The sequence below is a fragment of the Cryobacterium sp. CAN_C2 genome (assembly GCF_015751745.1).
Lineage (GTDB): Bacteria > Actinomycetota > Actinomycetes > Actinomycetales > Microbacteriaceae > Cryobacterium.
In genome coordinates this window covers 224,630-242,659 of sequence record NZ_JADOUX010000003.1, presented here as the reverse complement: position 1 = coordinate 242,659, position 18,030 = coordinate 224,630, and the positions used below count along the sequence as shown (strand labels likewise).

General features: G+C 64.9%; 14 protein-coding genes and 1 riboswitch. Of the genes, 7 read left to right on the top strand and 7 right to left on the bottom strand.

All coding sequences use genetic code 11. From position 1 onward, the window contains the following. Nucleotides 1-273 precede the first annotated feature (273 nt). Together IWX77_RS04285 and IWX77_RS04280 are read left to right on the top strand one after the other, a co-directional pair. Nucleotides 274-684, top strand: a complete 411-nt coding sequence (locus IWX77_RS04285; protein ID WP_196843276.1) for a thiol-disulfide oxidoreductase DCC family protein — start codon at nucleotides 274-276, stop codon at nucleotides 682-684. Then, on the top strand, nucleotides 681-1,493 hold the full coding sequence (locus IWX77_RS04280) for a CPBP family intramembrane glutamic endopeptidase (RefSeq protein ID WP_442784417.1): 813 nt from the start codon (nucleotides 681-683) through the stop codon (nucleotides 1,491-1,493). Before IWX77_RS04285 ends, IWX77_RS04280 begins: the two co-directional genes overlap by 4 nt. Before the next feature lie 103 nt (nucleotides 1,494-1,596). Here IWX77_RS04280 and gcvP read toward each other — a convergent pair whose 3' ends face one another. The 5 genes from gcvP to IWX77_RS04255 form a co-directional block, all read right to left on the bottom strand. Beyond that, nucleotides 1,597-4,569, bottom strand: a complete 2,973-nt coding sequence (gene gcvP, locus IWX77_RS04275; RefSeq protein WP_196843275.1) for an aminomethyl-transferring glycine dehydrogenase — start codon at nucleotides 4,567-4,569, stop codon at nucleotides 1,597-1,599. Nucleotides 4,570-4,577: 8 nt separating this feature from the next. Then, nucleotides 4,578-4,949 carry a glycine cleavage system protein GcvH gene (gene gcvH / locus IWX77_RS04270; RefSeq protein ID WP_196843274.1) on the bottom strand — a complete coding sequence of 124 codons (372 nt, stop codon included), beginning with the start codon at nucleotides 4,947-4,949 and terminating at the stop codon, nucleotides 4,578-4,580. 45 nt (nucleotides 4,950-4,994) lie between these two features. Further along, entirely contained in the window at nucleotides 4,995-6,149 is a 1,155-nt protein-coding gene (gene gcvT, locus IWX77_RS04265) for a glycine cleavage system aminomethyltransferase GcvT (RefSeq protein WP_196843273.1), read from the bottom strand. Between the two features lie 184 nt (nucleotides 6,150-6,333). Further along, nucleotides 6,334-6,429: riboswitch (glycine riboswitch) on the bottom strand. 55 nt (nucleotides 6,430-6,484) lie between these two features. Beyond that, nucleotides 6,485-7,093: a DNA-3-methyladenine glycosylase I gene (locus tag IWX77_RS04260; protein ID WP_196843272.1), complete on the bottom strand. Its 609-nt coding sequence runs from the start codon at nucleotides 7,091-7,093 to the stop codon at nucleotides 6,485-6,487. A 115-nt stretch (nucleotides 7,094-7,208) separates the two neighbouring features. Beyond that, nucleotides 7,209-7,811 (bottom strand): LON peptidase substrate-binding domain-containing protein, encoded by a 603-nt coding sequence (locus tag IWX77_RS04255; RefSeq protein WP_196843271.1) that lies wholly within the window; start codon nucleotides 7,809-7,811, stop codon nucleotides 7,209-7,211. Between the two features lie 187 nt (nucleotides 7,812-7,998). Here IWX77_RS04255 and IWX77_RS04250 point away from each other — a divergent pair, with 187 nt between their 5' ends. Beyond that, complete coding sequence (locus tag IWX77_RS04250; protein WP_196843270.1) at nucleotides 7,999-8,334, top strand: LysR family transcriptional regulator; 336 nt, start codon at nucleotides 7,999-8,001, stop codon at nucleotides 8,332-8,334. A gap of 80 nt (nucleotides 8,335-8,414) precedes the next feature. Here the strand turns inward: IWX77_RS04250 and IWX77_RS04245 are convergent, their stop codons facing one another. Further along, the gene (locus IWX77_RS04245) at nucleotides 8,415-10,079 is read right to left on the bottom strand and encodes an ABC-F family ATP-binding cassette domain-containing protein (protein ID WP_196843269.1); all 1,665 of its coding nucleotides are present in this window, start codon (nucleotides 10,077-10,079) and stop codon (nucleotides 8,415-8,417) included. 187 nt (nucleotides 10,080-10,266) lie between these two features. Here IWX77_RS04245 and IWX77_RS04240 point away from each other — a divergent pair, with 187 nt between their 5' ends. Continuing rightward, nucleotides 10,267-11,481 (top strand): MFS transporter, encoded by a 1,215-nt coding sequence (locus IWX77_RS04240; RefSeq protein WP_196843268.1) that lies wholly within the window; start codon nucleotides 10,267-10,269, stop codon nucleotides 11,479-11,481. 29 nt (nucleotides 11,482-11,510) lie between these two features. Here the strand turns inward: IWX77_RS04240 and IWX77_RS04235 are convergent, their stop codons facing one another. Then, entirely contained in the window at nucleotides 11,511-13,217 is a 1,707-nt protein-coding gene (locus IWX77_RS04235; protein WP_196843267.1) for a sigma-54-dependent Fis family transcriptional regulator, read from the bottom strand. Between the two features lie 323 nt (nucleotides 13,218-13,540). On the opposite strand from IWX77_RS04235, the gene IWX77_RS04230 reads away from it, so the two are divergent. The 3 genes from IWX77_RS04230 to IWX77_RS04220 are packed head-to-tail and all read left to right on the top strand — an operon-like array spanning nucleotide 13,541 to nucleotide 18,010. Next, nucleotides 13,541-15,397 carry a hydantoinase/oxoprolinase family protein gene (locus tag IWX77_RS04230; protein WP_196843266.1) on the top strand — a complete coding sequence of 619 codons (1,857 nt, stop codon included), beginning with the start codon at nucleotides 13,541-13,543 and terminating at the stop codon, nucleotides 15,395-15,397. Between the two features lie 28 nt (nucleotides 15,398-15,425). Then, nucleotides 15,426-15,881: an acetone carboxylase subunit gamma gene (locus IWX77_RS04225; RefSeq protein ID WP_196843265.1), complete on the top strand. Its 456-nt coding sequence runs from the start codon at nucleotides 15,426-15,428 to the stop codon at nucleotides 15,879-15,881. Between the two features lie 2 nt (nucleotides 15,882-15,883). Next, nucleotides 15,884-18,010 carry a hydantoinase/oxoprolinase family protein gene (locus tag IWX77_RS04220; RefSeq protein ID WP_196843264.1) on the top strand — a complete coding sequence of 709 codons (2,127 nt, stop codon included), beginning with the start codon at nucleotides 15,884-15,886 and terminating at the stop codon, nucleotides 18,008-18,010. The last annotated feature ends 20 nt before the right edge of the window (nucleotides 18,011-18,030 follow it).

Here is an 18,030-nt window from a genome sequence, read left to right as displayed (position 1 = left end):
CGGTTCAGCGACCGAACTCGAAATTGCCTCCGGGGATGGCGCTGAAAAGCTCTTGCGTGTACGTCTCCCGCGGGTTGTCAAAGACATGCGCCCGTCTTTGGGCATGAGCTACCAGCCTAATTTGAGGGGCATCCGCACACGTGACAAATCGCGCATATCGTTACGCGCACGCAACCTTTGGCGCCATAAAAGAGCGTACAGTCTTGCAACCATACACATTTTCGCCACGGCGACCGAGTCCCGAGTCGGCCCGTGCACTGGCAAGATAGTGCCATGGCTTTTGAACCTGTCACAGTGCGGCCGATCCTTATTTTCGACGGTGACTGCGGCTTCTGCACGACCGGCGTTGCCTGGTTGGGCCAGGCCCTGGCCGTCATGCCGATGGCCACGCCCTCCCAGGGGGCCGACCTGGCCAGCCTGGGCCTGACCGGGGCCGACGGCTTCGCCCGGGGGTGGCTCGTTGTCGCCGGGCGTCCGTTCGGCAGGGCAGCCACCGTCGCTGCGCTGCTCCGCCAGCAGCCGCGCGCCGTGCTTGGCCTGCTCGGCTGGCCGGGCACGGTTTCTCCTTTGTCCTGGGCCGCCGAAGGCTGTGACCGGCTCGTCGGCCGTTACCGTTTTGAACTGCTCGGCGGCACGCCTGTCTGCAGGGCCGGGTTCTTGGGCACGGCCGGGTTCACCTCATGACGCTCGGTTTTCGTCGGCGCCCTCGTGTCACGCCAGCGGATGCCATGCCGGCCGGTCAGCAGACCCGGCTGCGCTGGGAACTGTCGATTGTACTCGGGCTGTCGCTCGGCGCATCCGCTGTGTATTCGATCGTGTCGATCATTGCCCGTCTGACCGACGTGACGCCGCTGGCCGATCAGTCGGCGAGCCTGAACACGTCACAGTCGCCGCGCGAGTGGCTCGACTTCACCTATCAGTTTCTGAGCATAGCGTTCGGGCTCGTGGTCGTGGGCCTCGTGCTTTACCTGCTCTGGAAGCCGGGGCAGAGCCCGTTTATACGCCTCGGCTTCGATTTCACGAGACCGGGCCGGGACCTGCTCGGCGGAGTTGGTCTGCTAGCACTGATCGGCATTCCGGGCCTCGCTCTGTACCTGGCCGGGCGCGCGTTCGGCTTCACGGTGGCCGTGGTGCCTGCGCCGCTCGACAGCTTCTGGTGGACGATACCGATTCTCGTCTTCGCTGCCCTCAAGGCCGCGCTGGTCGAAGAGATCATCGTGGTCGGCTACTTGTTCACCCGGCTGCGCGAACTCGGCTGGTCAACCTGGACCATTATTCTGACCGCGGCCGTGCTGCGCGGCAGCTACCACCTGTATCAGGGCGTTGGCCCGTTTTTCGGCAACGTCGCCATGGGCGTCGTGTTCGGCTGGTGCTACACCCGCTGGGGGCGCACCATGCCGCTCGTGGTCACGCACTGGCTGCTCGACATTCTCTCGTTCGTCGGCTACCCGCTCGCGCTGACCTGGTGGCCGGGGCTGCTCGCCCCGTCGTAGATTCCGTTGGTCGTGTCTCGACGAGCTCAACAACTGCACCGTAGGTCGAGCCTGTCAGGACCATCCTTGCGGTCTCGACAAGCTCGACCAACGATGCCGAGGCTCAACCAACGATGCTGAGGCTCGACAAACGATGTTGGGGCTCGACCAACGATGTCGAGGCTCGACCAACGGGTTCCTCGAACGCCTCGGGTGACGGGCAGGCACAGACCAGGTTGCGGTCGCCGTAGGCATTGTCGATGCGTCGCACCGGCGGCCAATACTTGTTGCGCACGAGGTTCGCGAGCGGGTAGACGGCGATGGATCGGTCGTAGGGGTGCTCCCACTCCCCTTCGATCACGGACTGCGCGGTGTGTGGCGCATTGTGCAAGGGGTTGTCGTCCGCGGGCCAGCGGCCGGCGGCGACGGCATCCGCTTCGGCCTTGATCGCGATCATGGCGTCGACGAAGCGGTCGATTTCGCCGAGGTCTTCACTCTCGGTGGGTTCGACCATGAGCGTGCCGGCCACCGGAAAGCTCATGGTCGGTGAGTGGAAACCGTAATCGACGAGACGTTTGGCCACGTCGTCGACGCTGATTCCCGTGGCCGCGGTGAGCGGGCGCAGGTCAAGAATGCACTCGTGCGCGACCAGGCCGTTTTCGCCCGAGTAGAGCAGCGGGTAGCTGTTCTCAAGGCGTTTGGCCACGTAGTTGGCAGCGAGCACGGCGGCACCGGTCGCCTGCTTGAGGCCGTCGATGCCCATCATGCGCACGTAGGCCCACGAAATGGGCAGAATGCTCGGGCTACCGTAGGGCGCGCCTGAGACCGGTCCACCGGCGTGCACGACGGTCGCTGTGGTTCCCTCGCTGCCGATCAGGTAGTGCTCGTCGCTCTGCGCGAGCGGATGCCCCGGAAGGAACGAAGCGAGGTGCGCCTTGGCCGCGACCGGGCCGACGCCGGGCCCACCACCCCCGTGCGGGATGCAGAAGGTCTTATGCAGGTTCAGGTGCGAGACGTCGCCGCCGAAATCGCCGTAGCGAGCGAAACCGAGCAGTGCGTTGAGGTTGGCGCCGTCGACGTAGACCTGGCCGCCGGCCGCGTGCACGGCCGCACAGATGGTTGCGACCTCGTGCTCGTAGACGCCGTGGGTGGACGGGTAGGTGATCATGAGCGCGGCGAGGTTCTCGGCGTGCTCGGCGATCTTGGCGTGTAGGTCGTCGAGGTCGACGTTGCCGAGCTCGTCACAGGCCACAACGACGACGCGCATGCCGGCGAGGGCAGCGGATGCTGCGTTGGTGCCGTGCGCACTCGACGGGATCAGGCAGACCGTACGATCGGTGTCCCCGTTCGACTGGTGATAGCCCCGAATAGCGAGGAGGCCGGCCAGTTCGCCCTGACTGCCGGCGTTTGGCTGCAGCGACACCGAATCGTAACCGGTGACATCGCTCATCCAGGTTTCGAGCTGCCGCACGAGGTGCAGGTAGCCCTCAACGTCGGCGCGCGGCGCGAAGGGATGGATACCGGCGAATTCGGGCCAGCTGACTGCCTCCATCTCGCTCGCCGCGTTGAGCTTCATGGTGCAGGAGCCGAGTGGAATCATTCCGCGGTCCAGCGCATAGTCATAGTCGGCGAGGCGCTTGAGATAGCGCATCATGCTCGTTTCGGAGCGGTGCGTGTTGAAAACCGGGTGGGTGAGAAACTCACTCTCGCGGCCCAGGTCGGCTGGCACACCGTACTGCGACGCACCGAAGTCGACGTGGCCGAACGCGCTGCGGCCACCGAACGCCCCGACGACATACGACAAATCGACGAGCGTTGTGGTCTCATCGACCGAGATGCTGATGGTGGTCGGGTCGACCTGGTGCAGGTTGTACCCGCTCGCGGCGGCCTTCGCAACGATGTCGGCTGCATTGGTCGGCACGGAGACCCGGATGGTGTCAAAGAACGTGTCGTTGATCACGTCGACATCGATCGCGCGCAGGGCCAGGACGAGAGCGCCGGCCCGCTCGTGTACCTGTTCGGCGATCGCTTTCAGGCCCTGTGGCCCGTGATAAACCGCATACATGCCGGCCATGACGGCCAGCAGCACCTGGGCGGTACAGATATTCGACGTGGCCTTGTCACGGCGAATGTGCTGTTCGCGCACCTGCAGGGCGAGGCGGTAGGCGGGGTGACCGGTGGCATCCACGCTCACGCCCACAAGGCGGCCGGGCAGCTGACGCTCCAGGCCCGTGCGGACGGCCATGTAACCAGCGTGCGGTCCGCCAAAACCCATCGGCACACCAAAGCGCTGGCTGGTACCGACGGCGACATCCGCGCCGAGGTCGCCGGGCGACTTCACCAGGGTGAGCGCGAGCAGATCGGCGGCCACGACGGCGAGCGCCTTGTGTTCGTGTGCCAGGTCGATGACGGCCTGCGGGTTCCAGATGCGACCGGATGCTGCCGGGTACTGCACGAAGACGCCGAAGTAGTCGCCGAGATCGTCGGCCGTGGTGGACTCGTTCAGGGCCACCTGGGCCAGTTCGATGCCGAGCGCGGCCGCGCGGTTGGCGAGCAGCGCGTGGGTCTGCGGAAAGGCATCCGTGTCAACGATGAACCGACGGGACTTGGACTTGGAGGCGCGCAAGGCAAGTAGCATGCCCTCGACAACCGCCGTCGACTCATCGAGCATCGACGCGTTCGCCGTCGTCAGCCCGGTGAGGTCGGCGATCATGGTCTGAAAGTTGATGAGTGCTTCGAGGCGGCCCTGCGAGATCTCCGGCTGGTACGGCGTGTAGGCGGTGTACCAGCTGGGGTTTTCAAACACGTTGCGCTTGATCACGGCGGGTGTGAACGTGTCGTAGTAGCCGAGGCCGATCATCGAGCGTTTGACCGTGTTACGGCCGGCGAGAGCGCGAAGTTCGGCGATGGCCTCGTTCTCGCTCGCGGCGGGCGGCAGAGCGCTGTCCCCGTCTTGGCGAAACAGGTCAGCATGGATCGACGCGGGCATGGCGGCGGAGACGAGGTCTTGCACCGAGTCGTAGCCGAGCGTAGCGAGCATGTGGGACTGGGCGTCGACATCGGTTCCGATGTGACGCTGGGTGAAAGCCTGGATCATGATGTACGTTACTCTCCGATCAGGGCGGAATACTCGGCAAAGCTGAGCAGGGTGGGAAGGGTCTCGAATTCAACCTTGATCAGCCAGCCATCGCCGAACGGATCGCTGTTGACGAGTTCGGGGCTGTCGATCACGTGGTCGTTGGTGGCCGTGACGGTGCCGTTGACCGGGGCGAAAAGTTCGCCGACCGATTTCGTCGATTCGATCTCGCCGACGACCGTGCCGCCGGCGACAGTGCTGCCCACCTCGGGCAGCTCGACGAAGACGACGTCGCCAAGCTTCTCGGCGGCATAGGCGGTGATGCCGACGGTCGCGATGCTGCCGTCGACCAAAACCCACTCATGCTCGGCGGTGTACTGCAGTTTCGATGTGTCTGTCATGGTGTTGCCTTTCACAGGTTGCACGGATTCAGAGGGGACGCTGGTCTACTTGATGCGCTTATAGAAGGGAAGCGAGGTGACGGTGGCTGGAATGCGGGTTCCCCGCACGTTGACGTAGACCTCGGTGCCGAGGCGAGCGAGGTCGGGGGCGACGTAGGCCATGGCGATCGGGTAGCCGAGGGTCGGCGAGAGGGCGCCGCTCGTGATGGCACCGTCACTCTTTTCGGCATCGGGACTGCGGAAGATCTCGTAGTCGGCGCGCCCGGCACGCTTGCCGGCGGCAATCAGGCCCACCAAAACGGATGCCCCCTGCTTCGGCCCGGTCTCGCTCGCGGACCGGCCGACGAAGTCGTTCTCCTTGCCCAGGTTGACGACGCGGCCGAGGCCGGCCTGTGCCGGGAAGGTGGTGAGGGTCAGCTCGTGTCCGTAGAGCGGCATGCCGGCTTCGAGGCGGAGCGTGTCGCGACTGGCGAGTCCGGCCAAAACCAAACCCTTGTCGCCGCCAGCGACCACGAGGGCGTCCCACAATTCGCGGGCGTGAGCGGCCGCGAGGTACAGCTCGAAGCCATCTTCACCGGTGTACCCGGTTCGGGCGACGAGCAGCGGCTGGCCGCGGAAGAAGGCATCTGTAATGCGGTAGTACTTCATGAAATGCAGGTCGGCGCCCAGGTCGGTCACGCCCTCGGTGGCGTCGAGAATGGCGAGGGCATTCGGACCCTGCACGGCGATGAGTGCGTAGTCGTCGCTCTGGTCGACGACGCTCACGGCGAAATCGGCGGAGCGGGCGAGCAGCTCCTCGAAGGCGGCGAACCGGTTGCCGGCGTTGGCGACGACGAGGAACTTCTCGTCGCCGAGGCGGTAGACAACGAGGTCGTCGATGATGCCGCCGTTCTCGGCGAGGAGCAGGCTGTATTTGGCCTGCCACAGCTCGATGACCGAGAGCTTGCCGGCCAGCGCATAGTCGAGGTACGCGGCGGCATCCGCGCCCTCGACCAGAATCTCGGCCATGTGCGACAGGTCGAACAGGCCGGCCTCGTTACGAACAGCATGGTGCTCGGCGAGGTCGCTGGAGTAGCGTACCGGCATCTGCCAACCAGCGAAGTCGGTGAAGGTCGCACCATTGTCGACGTGCGCCTGGTGCAGCGGCGAGAAGCGCTCAGTGTGTGCGGAGGAAGTGGTGCTGGAATCGGCCGAGGTCATGAGTTCTCCGGGTGACAGGGCCGAAAGGTACGGCCGCGGCTGGTGCGAGGCTCGGTTGAGCCTCGTGGGAACTCCCCCTCTGTCGCTCGTGCCTGAGAGCTTCACCAGCGCGTGCGCACTGACTTTCACCGTGGGCGAGACTGTTCGTCGCGCCGGGCGCGCACCGTCTACTTTTCAGAGTGGCCAGTTCGATGCGGTACGAGTACCTGAGAGATTGTCGGGGAGGATTGCTCCTTCGGTGTTCGCACGCCTACGCGCCGAACTCTCCCGCATCGTCCATATGGCCCGATGTTCAGTTGTGGTCGATATTGCTGTCGTCGATACTGCTGCTCAGCCTAGCCCCACACCCCGCTGCTGCCGCGACGATGGCTGTCGAGCAGGTGGGTATCGATCATGCCGATCGCCTCCATCAGGGCGAACATTGTGGTGGGGCCGACGAAGACGAAACCCACTTTCTTCAGCGCCTTCGAGAGGGCAATGGATTCCGCGGAGCTCGTCGGCACGTCGGCCTGTGTGCGCGGCTCGGGGGTCGTGTCTGGCCGGAACGACCAGACAAAATCGACCAGTCCACTCTGCTCGCGCAGGGCGACCGTGGCCTGCGCGTTGGTGATCGTGGCGCGGATTTTCAGACGGTTGCGCACGATCTTCGCGTCGTTCAGCAGCCGAGCCATGTCATCGTCGTCGAAGGTGGCGACCCGGTCTGGATTGAAATCGGCAAAAGCCGCGCGAAACCCGGGGCGCTTGCGCAGAATGATGGCCCAGGACAGTCCGGACTGGAACGCCTCGAGGCTGATGCGCTCGAACAGGGCGTGTTCGCTTTGCACCGGAACGCCCCACTCGGTGTCGTAGTAGTCGCGCAGCATCGGATCGACCGAGGCCCAGAGTGGGCGAGCGAGGCCGTCGGGGCCGATGATGGCGCCGGAGACTGGTGGAATTTCTGTCATCTAGACCATTGAACACCAGCTGATGCAGCCGCCGAGCCGTGAGTTGGGGGCGATTTTCGGCATTTCTGGCATCGAGACTCACGGCTCGGCGACGCGACATCGGGGTTTAGTCCCGTCACCACGCCAAGGAGTCTGCAGCAGCCTGGGTGAGTTCGATGATGTTGTCGAGCAGGGCCGCCATGGTCTCGGAGCGCAGGAGCGCGATCTGGTCGAGCGGCCCAACCGGGGCGATCGCGGCGAGCTGCCAGGCCGCGGCAATCGGATCCTGGGACAGCTCCACGTCGGGCGACCACTGCTGGTCGGTGAACTCGCTCGCGAGCGCCAGGGTGCGCCGCACCAGTTGTTCGGCCTGTTCCCGGCGCGGCAGCAGCGAATCGTCCCACTCCAGGTCGGGCAGTTCGCGCACGGTGGCCAGCGGATGCGGGTCCTCCGGCATCCACTCGGTCACCTCGATTCTGCGCTCCCCCTGCACGACCAGTCCGAGGAAGCCCTCGGGCGCTTCCAGCTGGGTGACCCGGGCGACGGTGCCAATGCCGAAGCGACGTTCACCGCCGCCGACCTCCTGCCCACGCTCGATCAGCACGATGCCGAATTCGGCCGGTGGGGAATCAAGAACGCGCGCGAGCATGACGAGGTACCGTTCCTCAAACACCCGCAGCTGCAGCGGCATGTGGGGGAACAGCACGGATCCCAGGGGGAACATCGGTAGGGTGCGCATGTACCCAGCGAACCACGTCGGCGGCGGGTCGTAAAGTCTAAAGCGCCAATCGCTCAGCTGGATCGTGTCTTCGGTCGCCAGCCGGCCGTCATCCGCTTGCTGGAGTGAGTCATCACGTTCGCCCAAACCGACCGGGGCGCGTAGCCTGTAAGGCAACCGCACCCGCGGGTAAGGCGAAGGACTTCTCATGGATACCACCCTGCTTCGGCAGTTCATTGCCGCTGCCGAGGAGCCCGACTTTGCTCGCGCCGCCAGCAGGCTCGGCGTCGATCGCACAGTCCTCGGCGCCTCGATCAAGAAGCTCGAAGCCCAGGTTGGCTTCGCCCTGTTCGATCGCGATGCCCAGGCAACCACCCTGACCGACGCCGGCGTCGCCCTGTTGACGGATGCCCGCCGCGCGGTCTCGGCCGCACCCGGCCAGACGCAGAACACCGGCGGCAAGGCCAAAGCGTCCAAAGGCAGGGGCCGCGCGCCCGCGGTCAAGGGCCAGCCGCGCCAAGGTAAGAAGCGCCAGTCCCGCTAACCCCCAATGGTCGAGGCCTGGTCGAGCTTGTCGAGTTGAATCTCGGGCCGCGATGATCGAGGCAGGCTCGACCATCGACGTCAGAGCTCGGTGACCTGGCCTGCGTCGACGTTCCAGTGCCGATCGGTGTGCACGTTGTCGAGCATGCGCCGGTCGTGCGTGACGAGCAGCAGCGTGCCCTCGTAGGAGTCGAGCGCCTGCTCGAGTTGTTCGATGGCGGCGAGGTCGAGGTGGTTGGTGGGTTCATCGAGCACGAGCAGGTTGACGCCGCGCGCCTGCAGCAGAGCCAGACCGGCCCGGGTGCGCTCCCCCGGCGAGAGCTCGTCGACCGGGCGGTTCACATGGTCGGCTTTGAGCGCGAACTTGGCCAGCAGCGTGCGCACCTCGGCGGGAGAGAGTTCGGGAACGAGCACCTCGAAGCTCGCGCACAGGGGCCGGGCACCGGCCAGAAGAGCCCGGGCCTGGTCGATTTCACCGATCGCGACGCTGGTGCCGAGGTGAGCGCGGCCGGCATCCGCTTTCTGACGACCGAGCAGCGCACGCAACAGGGTGGATTTGCCGGCGCCGTTCGGGCCGGTGATGCCGATGCGATCGCCGCCGTTGACCTGCAACGACACCGGGCCGAGGGTGAAGTTACCCTGCCGAAACTCGGCGTTGCGCAGCGTCGCCACGACGGCGCCAGAGCGCGGGGCCGAACCGATGGTGAACTCCAGCTGCCACTCCTTACGGGGCTCCGGGGCCTCCTCGAGGCGCGCGATGCGGCTTTCCATCTGACGCACCTTCTGCGCCTGCTTCTCGCTCGACTCGACGGAGGCCTTGCGCCGGATCTTGTCGTTGTCGGGCGCCTTCTTTAGGGCGTTGCGCACACCCTGGCTCGACCATTCCCGCTGGGTTCTCGCCCGGCCAACGAGGTCGGCTTTCTTGGCCGCAAACTCGTCGTAGTTCTCGCGGTTGTGCCGTCTGGCCGTTTCGCGTTCCTCGAGGTAGGAATCATAGCCGCCGCCGAACACGCGGTTCGCACCCTGAACGAGGTCGAGTTCGAGCACTCGGGTGACGCAGCGGGCGAGAAATTCGCGGTCGTGGCTGACCAGAACGACACCGCTGCGCAAGCCCCTGACGAAGGCTTCGAGGCACTCGAGTCCGTCAAGGTCGAGGTCGTTGGTGGGCTCATCGAGCAGCACGATATCGAAGCGGGAGAGCAGCAGGGCGGCCAATCCGACGCGCGCGGCTTGGCCGCCCGAGAGCGCGGTCATCAGGCTGTCGGCCGTGAGCGACGTGCCGAGCGCGAGGCCCAGGTCGGCGAGAACGATCGGCAGCCGTTCGTCGAGGTCGGCGGCCCCGCTGGCCAGCCAACGCTCCAGGGCCGTCGTATAGGTGTCGGCCGGGTCGATTCCATCGAGGCGTGGCTGCGGGTCTCCGAGAGCGGATGCGGCGGCGTCCATTTCGCGGGTCGCCTCGGCGCAGCCCGTGCGCCGAGCAATGTAGCCGCCGATCGTTTCCCCGGGCACCCGTTCGTGCTCCTGCGGGAGCGCGCCAACGAAAGCATCCACGGGGCTGAGCGTGATCGTGCCGGCCTGCGGCTCGTCGAGCCCGGCGAGCAGGTTCAACAGCGTGGATTTACCGGCGCCGTTGGCACCGACGACACCGACGACGTCGCCGGGGGTGACCGTGAGGTCGAGAGATTCAAACAGGGTGCGGTGCGCAAAGCCGCCGGCCAGGCCCTTGGCCACGAGTGTTCCGGTCATTACCCCATATTCTCATTGCGCGAGGCGCCCGGCCGACCCTAAACCGGGCAAGCTGCTCGGTAGAGTGAGTTTCAAGCGGCTCACGAGCAGTCCAGTCACACGCCTGTCGCGGCCGCAACCAAGGGACCAGACTGTGAACAACGACACGACACACGGCGAGCCGACGACTGTGCCGCCCACTCAAGTCATGCACACCGACTTACAGAAGCGCGTCGTGCGGGTGCTCATTGCCGGGCAGATTCTTGGCGGAATCGGCATGGGAGCGACCCTGTCGCTGGGCGCGCTGCTCGCCGCCGAGCTGTCGGGATCGAGCGCGTGGTCCGGTATGGCCGCGACCATGAGCACCCTGGGTGCGGCGATCGTGGCCGTGCCGCTCGCCCGCCTGGCCCAGGCACACGGCCGTCGAGTATCGCTCGCGACCGGTTCGCTGGTGGCCGCCGCTGGCGCGATATTGGCCATCACCTCGGTTGCCGTTGATATTTTTCCTCTGCTTCTGCTCGCGCTCATGCTGCTCGGTGCCGGATCGGCCACGAATTTACAGGCCCGATTCGCGGCCACCGATCTCGCCACCGCGCGCTTTCGTGCCCGCGACCTCTCGATCGTGGTCTGGTCGACCACCATCGGCGCCGTGCTTGGCCCCAACCTCTTCGGACCGGGCGAAGCGCTCGGCGCCGCACTCGGACTCCCCGCAATGACGGGCGCGTTCGCTTTTTCGCTCACCGCGACGGTCGCCGCCGCCCTCGTCTATGCCGTCGGATTGCGACCCGACCCTCTTCTGACCGCATTGGCGGCACGCACGGCGCGAGCGGGAATTCGCCGGGCCAGTGGCGGTCTGGCCATTCTGCACGGCAATGCGGCGGCTCGCTACGCCGTGGTCGTGATCGCACTCAGCCATGCCACCATGGTCGCGCTCATGTCGATGGCGCCCGTGCACCTGCGGGACCACGGGGCCACGCTGACGATCGTCGGGCTGACAATCAGCCTGCACGTGGCCGGAATGTACGCCCTCTCCCCCGTATTCGGTGCGCTCTCCGACCGCGTTGGACGACTTCCGGTTATTCTCAGCGGGCAGGCAATGCTGTTGGTCGCGCTCACCGTCGCCTGGATGAGCGATGGCACGCAGGGCGCGATGACTGTGAGTCTGATTTTTCTGGGCCTCGGCTGGTCGGCCTCCGTTGTGGCTGGCTCGGCACTCATCTCGGAGGCCGTCGAGATTGAGGATCGTTCCTCGCTGCAGGGGTTCTCCGACCTCTCCATGAACGCGGCCGGCGCACTCGGGGGCGCACTAGCCGGGCCGATTCTGGCGCTGGCCGGGTATTCAACCGTCGGCGTCTCCGCCATGGTGCTCGTTGCCGTCGTGGTCGTTTGGTCAGTCGTGCGGCTGCGCGGCGCGCACGCGTAGACCCCTCGATCACTCGCTGCCGCCTGCGACTACGAGTCGGTGACCGTGATTCCGAAGCTTTTCAGCTTGCGATAGAGCGACGACCGGGCGATTCCCAGGGACTCGGCCGCGCGCATCCGGTTGCCTTCAGTTTTGTGCAGCGCGCCGACTATGAGGTCGCGCTCCCCCGCTTCGAGCGCCGACAACAGCCGAGGCGCACCGCCATGGCAGTAGGCGGGGAGATCTTCGGCCTGGATGGCACCGACCGGTCGAGTGAGCAGGGCGGTATCGAGCGCTTCTTCGAGCTGCCTGATATTGCCCGGCCAGGGGTAGCGGGAGATCACCCGCATCGCCGGGGCACTCACGGTGGCGGGGCGCAATCCGGCCCTCCGCGCGAGCACCCGGGTGACGATGTCGGGCAAGTCGTCGATGCGATGACGCAAGGGCGCCACCGTCACGGATGTTTCGAAATGGTGCAGCAGGGTCGTGTACGGGTGAGCAGCAGCCAGATCTTCCTGAATATCGGGCTGCGATACCGTGACCGCGACACCGTCAGCAGCACCGCTCGCCCCCCCGGTTCTCAGTTCGCGCGAGCTGAGAAAGGCGTCGAGTTCGGTGACCGCTCGCGTGTTGAGCCGATCAATATTGCGAAAGACGTAGAGCGTGGGCTGGGCCGCCGCGTTAGAGCGGTCTCGGTCAAGAGCGGGTTGCAGGCCGTGGTCATTCAGGTCGTCGGCGCAGTACACAACGCTGCGACCTGCGGGCACAATGTGGCTGAAGAGCTCGGCCACGAGCGACACCTTGCCGCCGCCCGCCTCCCCCAGAACGAGCAGCGCCGCGCCGGCGGTGAGGGCCGACACAACGCTATCCGATGCCCGCTTTCCGAGCAGCGATGACATGTCGCTGAGAATCGCCGCGACCTGCGGTTCGCTTGACCGTGGCTCGCGTTTGGGCAGCGTCAGCCGGTTCAGACCGTTCCCGCCCGTGGGCGCCATCGGCTCCGAGACGATCTCAACGACCACGACGATGCCTGCGACGTCGAGGCCCACCACGACGCGCTTGCCCCGAATATGCACGACCTTGCCCGATGACAATTCGATCTGATCCACCGGATGCCCCGGCGAGATCATGAGGTAGCGAGCGTGCTCGTGAATGGTCCACTGTTCATCGGGGGCGAACAGGGTCTGCGCCACGGCGTTGCCCATCACGACGGTGCCGCCGATCGCCATGACCGCGCCGCGACTGCGGGCGTCCACCCGCACGTACGCCTCAAACAGGGCCTGTTGCCGCTGGCTGCGATCGACGAGCAGGTTGCGCTCAATCTCGTGGGCGGCCGACTGCACGAGGGAATGCATGAGCGGGTTGGCGTACTCGCTGAGACAGCTGATGTCGAGCACCCCCTCGACCCGGCCCGTGAGCGGGTCGCGAATAGGGCTACCGGCACACGCGAACGGCTGCAAATGCTCGAGAAAATGCTCGGGTCCCACGATATAGAGCGATTGACCCGACTCGAGCACGGTGCCGATGCCGTTGGTTCCCACGCTCGCCTCGGCGTAGTTGAAACCCGGAGCCAGCGATACGTCATCGAGCAAGGTTCCGATCCTTGTATCGGTTTCGGAGCGACTCAGAATTCTCGCCTTGTAGTCGGTGAGCACGATCGACAGCGGCATTTGGGCCATCTCATCGCTCAGCCGGGCAATGACCGGCTCCGAGCAGCGCATGAGCCGACCGGTGAGATCCAGATCGCTGTGAAACACCGCCTGAGACGAGCCCGCGTCTACGCCGGCGGACAAGGATCGCTGCCAGGAAGCCGCAACCGGCCCGGGAACTGACTGCGTCTCAGCGGTCCCGAAGCGGAGGAAATCGGCGCGGGCAGCGGCGATTTTAACGCGCCGCTCGGCGATTCTGTGCATATCTACTCCCTTGTGGACTCTCTAAGCATGCCCTCTGAGACCCGGCGACCGCTAGCCGAGGTGTGTCCCAATGTGGGACACACCCCGCCTCGACAGCGGGGCCACTGTTGGTGGAGAGGCTCCCCAGGGAGCATCGATCACTCACCACAAACCGCAAAGGAGCGCTCATGGAACGATTGATCAACATCGACAACGGTGGAACTCTCACCGATATTGTCGTCGCCAGCGGAACGGAATTCACGTTCACCAAAACCCTCACCACGCCGGTCGACCTGTCCCAGTGTCTGTTCGATGCAATGACGAAGGCATCGGCGCAGATCTACGGCGAGGCCAATCTGGCCGGCCTGCTGCACTCGACCCAGCACATCCGCTATTCATCGACGCAGGGCACGAACGCACTGGTTCAGCGCAAGGGCCCGCTGATCGGGCTCATCACCGACGATCCCGCTTTGCCCGACGCGCTCGGCACTTCGAACGACACGGCCGCACTCTTTAGCGATCTGATCGGAGCCCGTGTTGGCATTGTTTCGGTCGAGGGTACATCCCAAGAACTCTCGCAGCAGCTGGTCGCCGAGATCAACCGGCTGACCACCGCCGGAGCGGAACGTTTGGTCGTGGCTGGCATTAGCCCTGAACGCGAGCACCTGTTCAAGCGCACCATGCTCAAGAACTTTCCCCGTCACCTGCTCGGCTCGGTGCCGATTCTGTTCTCGCGCGAGTTCGCCTCGGACACGTCGAGGCAGCGCCAGGTCTGGTCGGGCATTCTCAATTCCTTTCTGCACCCCACCGTGGAGCGCTTTCTCTACAGCGCTGAACACCGACTGCGCGCCTATAAGGTCAAAAACCCCCTGTTGATCTACCGCAACGACGGAGCATCCTCCCGCGTCGCCAAGTCGGTTGCACTCAAGACCTATTCCTCGGGGCCGCGCGGCGGGCTCGAGGGCACGCGGGCCCTCGCCGAGGCCTATGGGCTCGACAACGTGCTCATGATCGATGTTGGCGGTACCACAACCGACGTCGGAACCGTCTCCAACCGCACTATTGCCGTGGACCGGCGCGGATCGATCCAGGGTGTCGACATCTCCTATGAAATGAGCGACGTGCGTTCGACCGGAGTTGGTGGCAGCTCAATCATCGCCGTGCGCGATGGCGAGATCACGGTCGGACCGGAAAGTGTCGGTGCCGCGCCCGGTCCGGCGTGCTTCGGTTTCGGTGGCACCTCAGCCACGATCACCGACGTCAATCTGCTGCTCGGAGTGCTCGACCCCGCCACCTACCTGAACGGCGAGATGGCCCTCGATGCTGAGCGGTCACGCCAGGTCATCACGAAAACCGTCGCCGACCCTCTGGGCATCAGCCTCGAGGAGGCGCTGATTCGCATGGAGGAAAACTACTCCAGCCATCTGGCACAGTCCTTCGCCGACCTCGTGAGCCCGACCGGCGACACAACGGTCGCTGCGTTCGGCGGTGGCGGACCGATGAGCGCCTGCAGCGCCGCACGCATTGCGGGTGCAGGCACCGTGCTCGTGCCGAGGCTCGCCGCAGTGTTCTCGGCCTACGGCATCAGCTTCTCGGACATCTCTCAATCGTACGAAACCCATGTGACCGGATTCACGGATGCCGAGCTCAGCGCGGCGCGAACCGCCATGCAGACGGATGCCGGCAAGGACATGTTCCAGGAAGGTCACGACCTGAGCGAGTGCGAACTGGAATGGACGACCATCATCGAAGACGGTGAAGAAATCCTTTCGCTCAAGGCCACTTTCGAGTTGCCGCACCCGGCCATTGCCAGCGGGGAGCCCGCGACGGCCATCGCCGCCGTACCCGCCGACACCCGACAGGTCCGCTCCACGGCCACCCAAATCGACAGCACCCCCGTGTACCTCCTCGATGACCAGAAGCCCGGTGCCACTGCCGCCGGGCCAGCCATTGTCGAGGGCCCATTCTTCACCGCACGAGTGCCGCTTGGCTGGACCCTCACGGTCTCCGCCGCCGGCGACCTCCAACTCACCGACACGTTCTAATTTGTTTCCCCAGGAAGGTACAAACAAAATGCGCGTTCCCATGACCGAATACCTGCTCATCGACCTCGAAACTGAGAGATGGATCTGCCGCATCTGCGCCCACGACTTCGGTGACGCCCGCGGCAACTACAAGGAAGGAACCCTGGTCTTCGACCGGGACCCGCAGGAGATTCACCCCCCGGTGATTGACCCGGACAAGTACGAGTTCACCTTCTCGCCCGACCCGACCTTCTGCCGCATCCTGGAGTTCTACTGCCCCACCTGCGGCACCCAGATCGAGGCCGAATATCTGCCTCCGGGACACCCTCCGACCGTTGACATGCTCTGGGACATCGACTCGCTGCGCGAGAAGTGGGAAGCCCATGGCGGCAACCCCGAAGAAGTCGTCAACTACGGCCCGGGCGAGAACGCCGAGACCGACCTCAGCGCCCAGTTTGATTCCGCGTCGGCACACTCCCACGCGCACCAGACCGAAGGGCACTGACCGTGAAAAGAATATCCGTAGACATCGGCGGCACATTCAGCGACTGCTTCTTCGTCTGGGACGACGTGTACATCGAGTCGAAGGCACTCACCACCCACCACAACCTCGCCCTCGGCTTCAACGAAGCCCTCGACCGGGCCTGCGAGCGGGCCGGCATCAGCCGGGAAAAAGCGCTCAAAGAGGTCGACTCGGTGCGCTATGCCACCACCCTTGGCACCAATGCGCTGATCGAGGGCAAGGGCCCCCGGGTGGCAGCGATCGTCACCCACGGCTTCGAGGACACCATCCCGCTTTCCCGCGGCCGTGGTTACGGCGAAGGGCTCGACGGCATCAAACAGGGTGACATGCCCGACGCCCAGCGCCCTGACCCGCTCGTGCCACGTCGGCTCATCCGCTCGGTCAAGGAACGCATCGACTCGGTCGGTGAAGTGCTCGTGCCGTTGATGTACGACGATGTGCGCACCCAGGTACGCGAACTCGTCGACAACGGCGCAGAGGCCATCGTCATTGCGCTGACCAACGCCACCGAAAACTCGGTACACGAAGATCGCATCCTCGAGATCATTCTCGACGAGTACCCCGCGCACGAACTCGGGTCTATCCCAGTACTGCTCAGCAGCCAGGTTTCGGGCCGCAAAGGCGAATATGTGCGGGCGATGGCCACCATCGTCGACGCTTTTTTGCACCAGACGATGTTTTTCGCGCTCAACCAGCTCTCGAACAACCTGCGCGACTCGGGCTATGAGAAGCCGATGCTCGTTATCCACAACTCGGGCGGCATGGCGCAGCCCAATTCAACGGATGCGCTGCAAACGATTCACTCCGGACCGATCGCCGGCGTCGGCGCGGCCCAGCACCTCTCGGAATCGACCGGGCTCGGCGACGTCGTGTCGATGGACATGGGCGGCACCTCGTTCGATATCGGATTGGTGCCCGAGGGAGGGGTGCGGCACTACGACTTCCAGCCCACCATCGGGCGCTGGATGGTGTCGGCACCGATGATTCACCTCAACACCCTCGGCGCCGGTGGCGGCTCGATCGCCGCCTACAATCGCATTCACCACGCGATTCAGATCGGACCGGAGTCGGCCGGAAGCGACCCGGGCCCGGCCTGCTACGACCGCGGCGGACTGCGTCCAACCGTGACCGATGCCGACCTCGTGCTTGGTTACCTCGACCCTGAGAACTACGCCAACGGGCACATCAAGCTCAACAAAAAGCGCTCGATCTACGTGATCGACGAAACGCTCAGCGACGAGCTTGATCTCGACGCGGTCGAGGTCGCCAAGGTGATCAAGAAAACCGTTGACGAGCAGATGGCGATCGGTATCGAAAAGGAGCTGCGCTCGCGTGGCGGCCTGATCGAGGACTACACGATGCTCGCCTACGGCGGTAATGGCCCGCTGCACGCCTGCGGCATCGCGGCCAGCGCCGGCATCAGCCGCATTCTGTTTCCGCCGTTCGCCTCGGTGTTCTCGGCGCTCGGCGCCGGCAATATGCAACCGCTGCACATTCACGAACGCAGCGCCTACGTCGTTCTTTATGAGGCGATCAAGCGCAGCCTGTACAGCGAATATGAGGCTCTGAACGGGTACATCGAGGATCTGGAAGCCAAGGGCGCCGAAGATCTGGTGCGCCAGGGCTACGACCGCGCCGACGTGCGCTACCGCCTCGAGATGGACATGCGCTACGGTAACCAGCTCGTCACAACGGCCGTCGCGTTCGACATCAACCGGGTCAACGGGGTCGCCGATGTGCTGCACCTGATCAAGACCTTCTCCGATATTTTCGGCGAGCGCTATGGCGAGGGGACGCAGGCACCGGAGGCGGGCATCCGAGTGCAGACGATTCGAGTCGCATCGTTCATCGAGGGCGAAGTGGTTCAGTTCGAGTCGATCAAGATCGGCGGCGAAAAGATCAAACCAGCCTCGCTCTCGCACCGTACGGTGCACTTCACCAGCATTAATGGCGCCGTAGACACCCCCGTTTACGATGCCGAAGCGCTCAAACACGAATATGTGATTCACGGTCCGGCGATTGTCACGACCGAGAACACGACCTATCTGGTGGAGCCGGGCTGGCGCCTGGAGCCGACCGTGCAGGGAGCGGTTTGGCTGCTCAGCGACTAAGCATTCCCTCCATCCCCGCC

Excerpts from the sequence above, each read along its gene's own strand:
- gcvH (WP_196843274.1), bottom strand. The coding sequence starts at position 4,949 with ATGACAGACACATCGAAACTGCAGTACACCGCCGAGCATGAGTGGGTT.
- IWX77_RS04240 (WP_196843268.1), top strand. The coding sequence starts at position 10,267 with ATGCACACCGACTTACAGAAGCGCGTCGTGCGGGTGCTCATTGCCGGG.
- IWX77_RS04245 (WP_196843269.1), bottom strand. The coding sequence starts at position 10,079 with ATGACCGGAACACTCGTGGCCAAGGGCCTGGCCGGCGGCTTTGCGCAC.
- IWX77_RS04250 (WP_196843270.1), top strand. The coding sequence starts at position 7,999 with ATGGATACCACCCTGCTTCGGCAGTTCATTGCCGCTGCCGAGGAGCCC.
- IWX77_RS04280 (WP_442784417.1), top strand. The coding sequence starts at position 681 with ATGACGCTCGGTTTTCGTCGGCGCCCTCGTGTCACGCCAGCGGATGCC.
- gcvP (WP_196843275.1), bottom strand. The coding sequence starts at position 4,569 with ATGATCCAGGCTTTCACCCAGCGTCACATCGGAACCGATGTCGACGCC.
- IWX77_RS04225 (WP_196843265.1), top strand. The coding sequence starts at position 15,426 with ATGCGCGTTCCCATGACCGAATACCTGCTCATCGACCTCGAAACTGAG.
- IWX77_RS04285 (WP_196843276.1), top strand. The coding sequence starts at position 274 with ATGGCTTTTGAACCTGTCACAGTGCGGCCGATCCTTATTTTCGACGGT.
- IWX77_RS04255 (WP_196843271.1), bottom strand. The coding sequence starts at position 7,811 with ATGCGCACCCTACCGATGTTCCCCCTGGGATCCGTGCTGTTCCCCCAC.
- IWX77_RS04230 (WP_196843266.1), top strand. The coding sequence starts at position 13,541 with ATGGAACGATTGATCAACATCGACAACGGTGGAACTCTCACCGATATT.
- IWX77_RS04260 (WP_196843272.1), bottom strand. The coding sequence starts at position 7,093 with ATGACAGAAATTCCACCAGTCTCCGGCGCCATCATCGGCCCCGACGGC.
- gcvT (WP_196843273.1), bottom strand. The coding sequence starts at position 6,149 with ATGACCTCGGCCGATTCCAGCACCACTTCCTCCGCACACACTGAGCGC.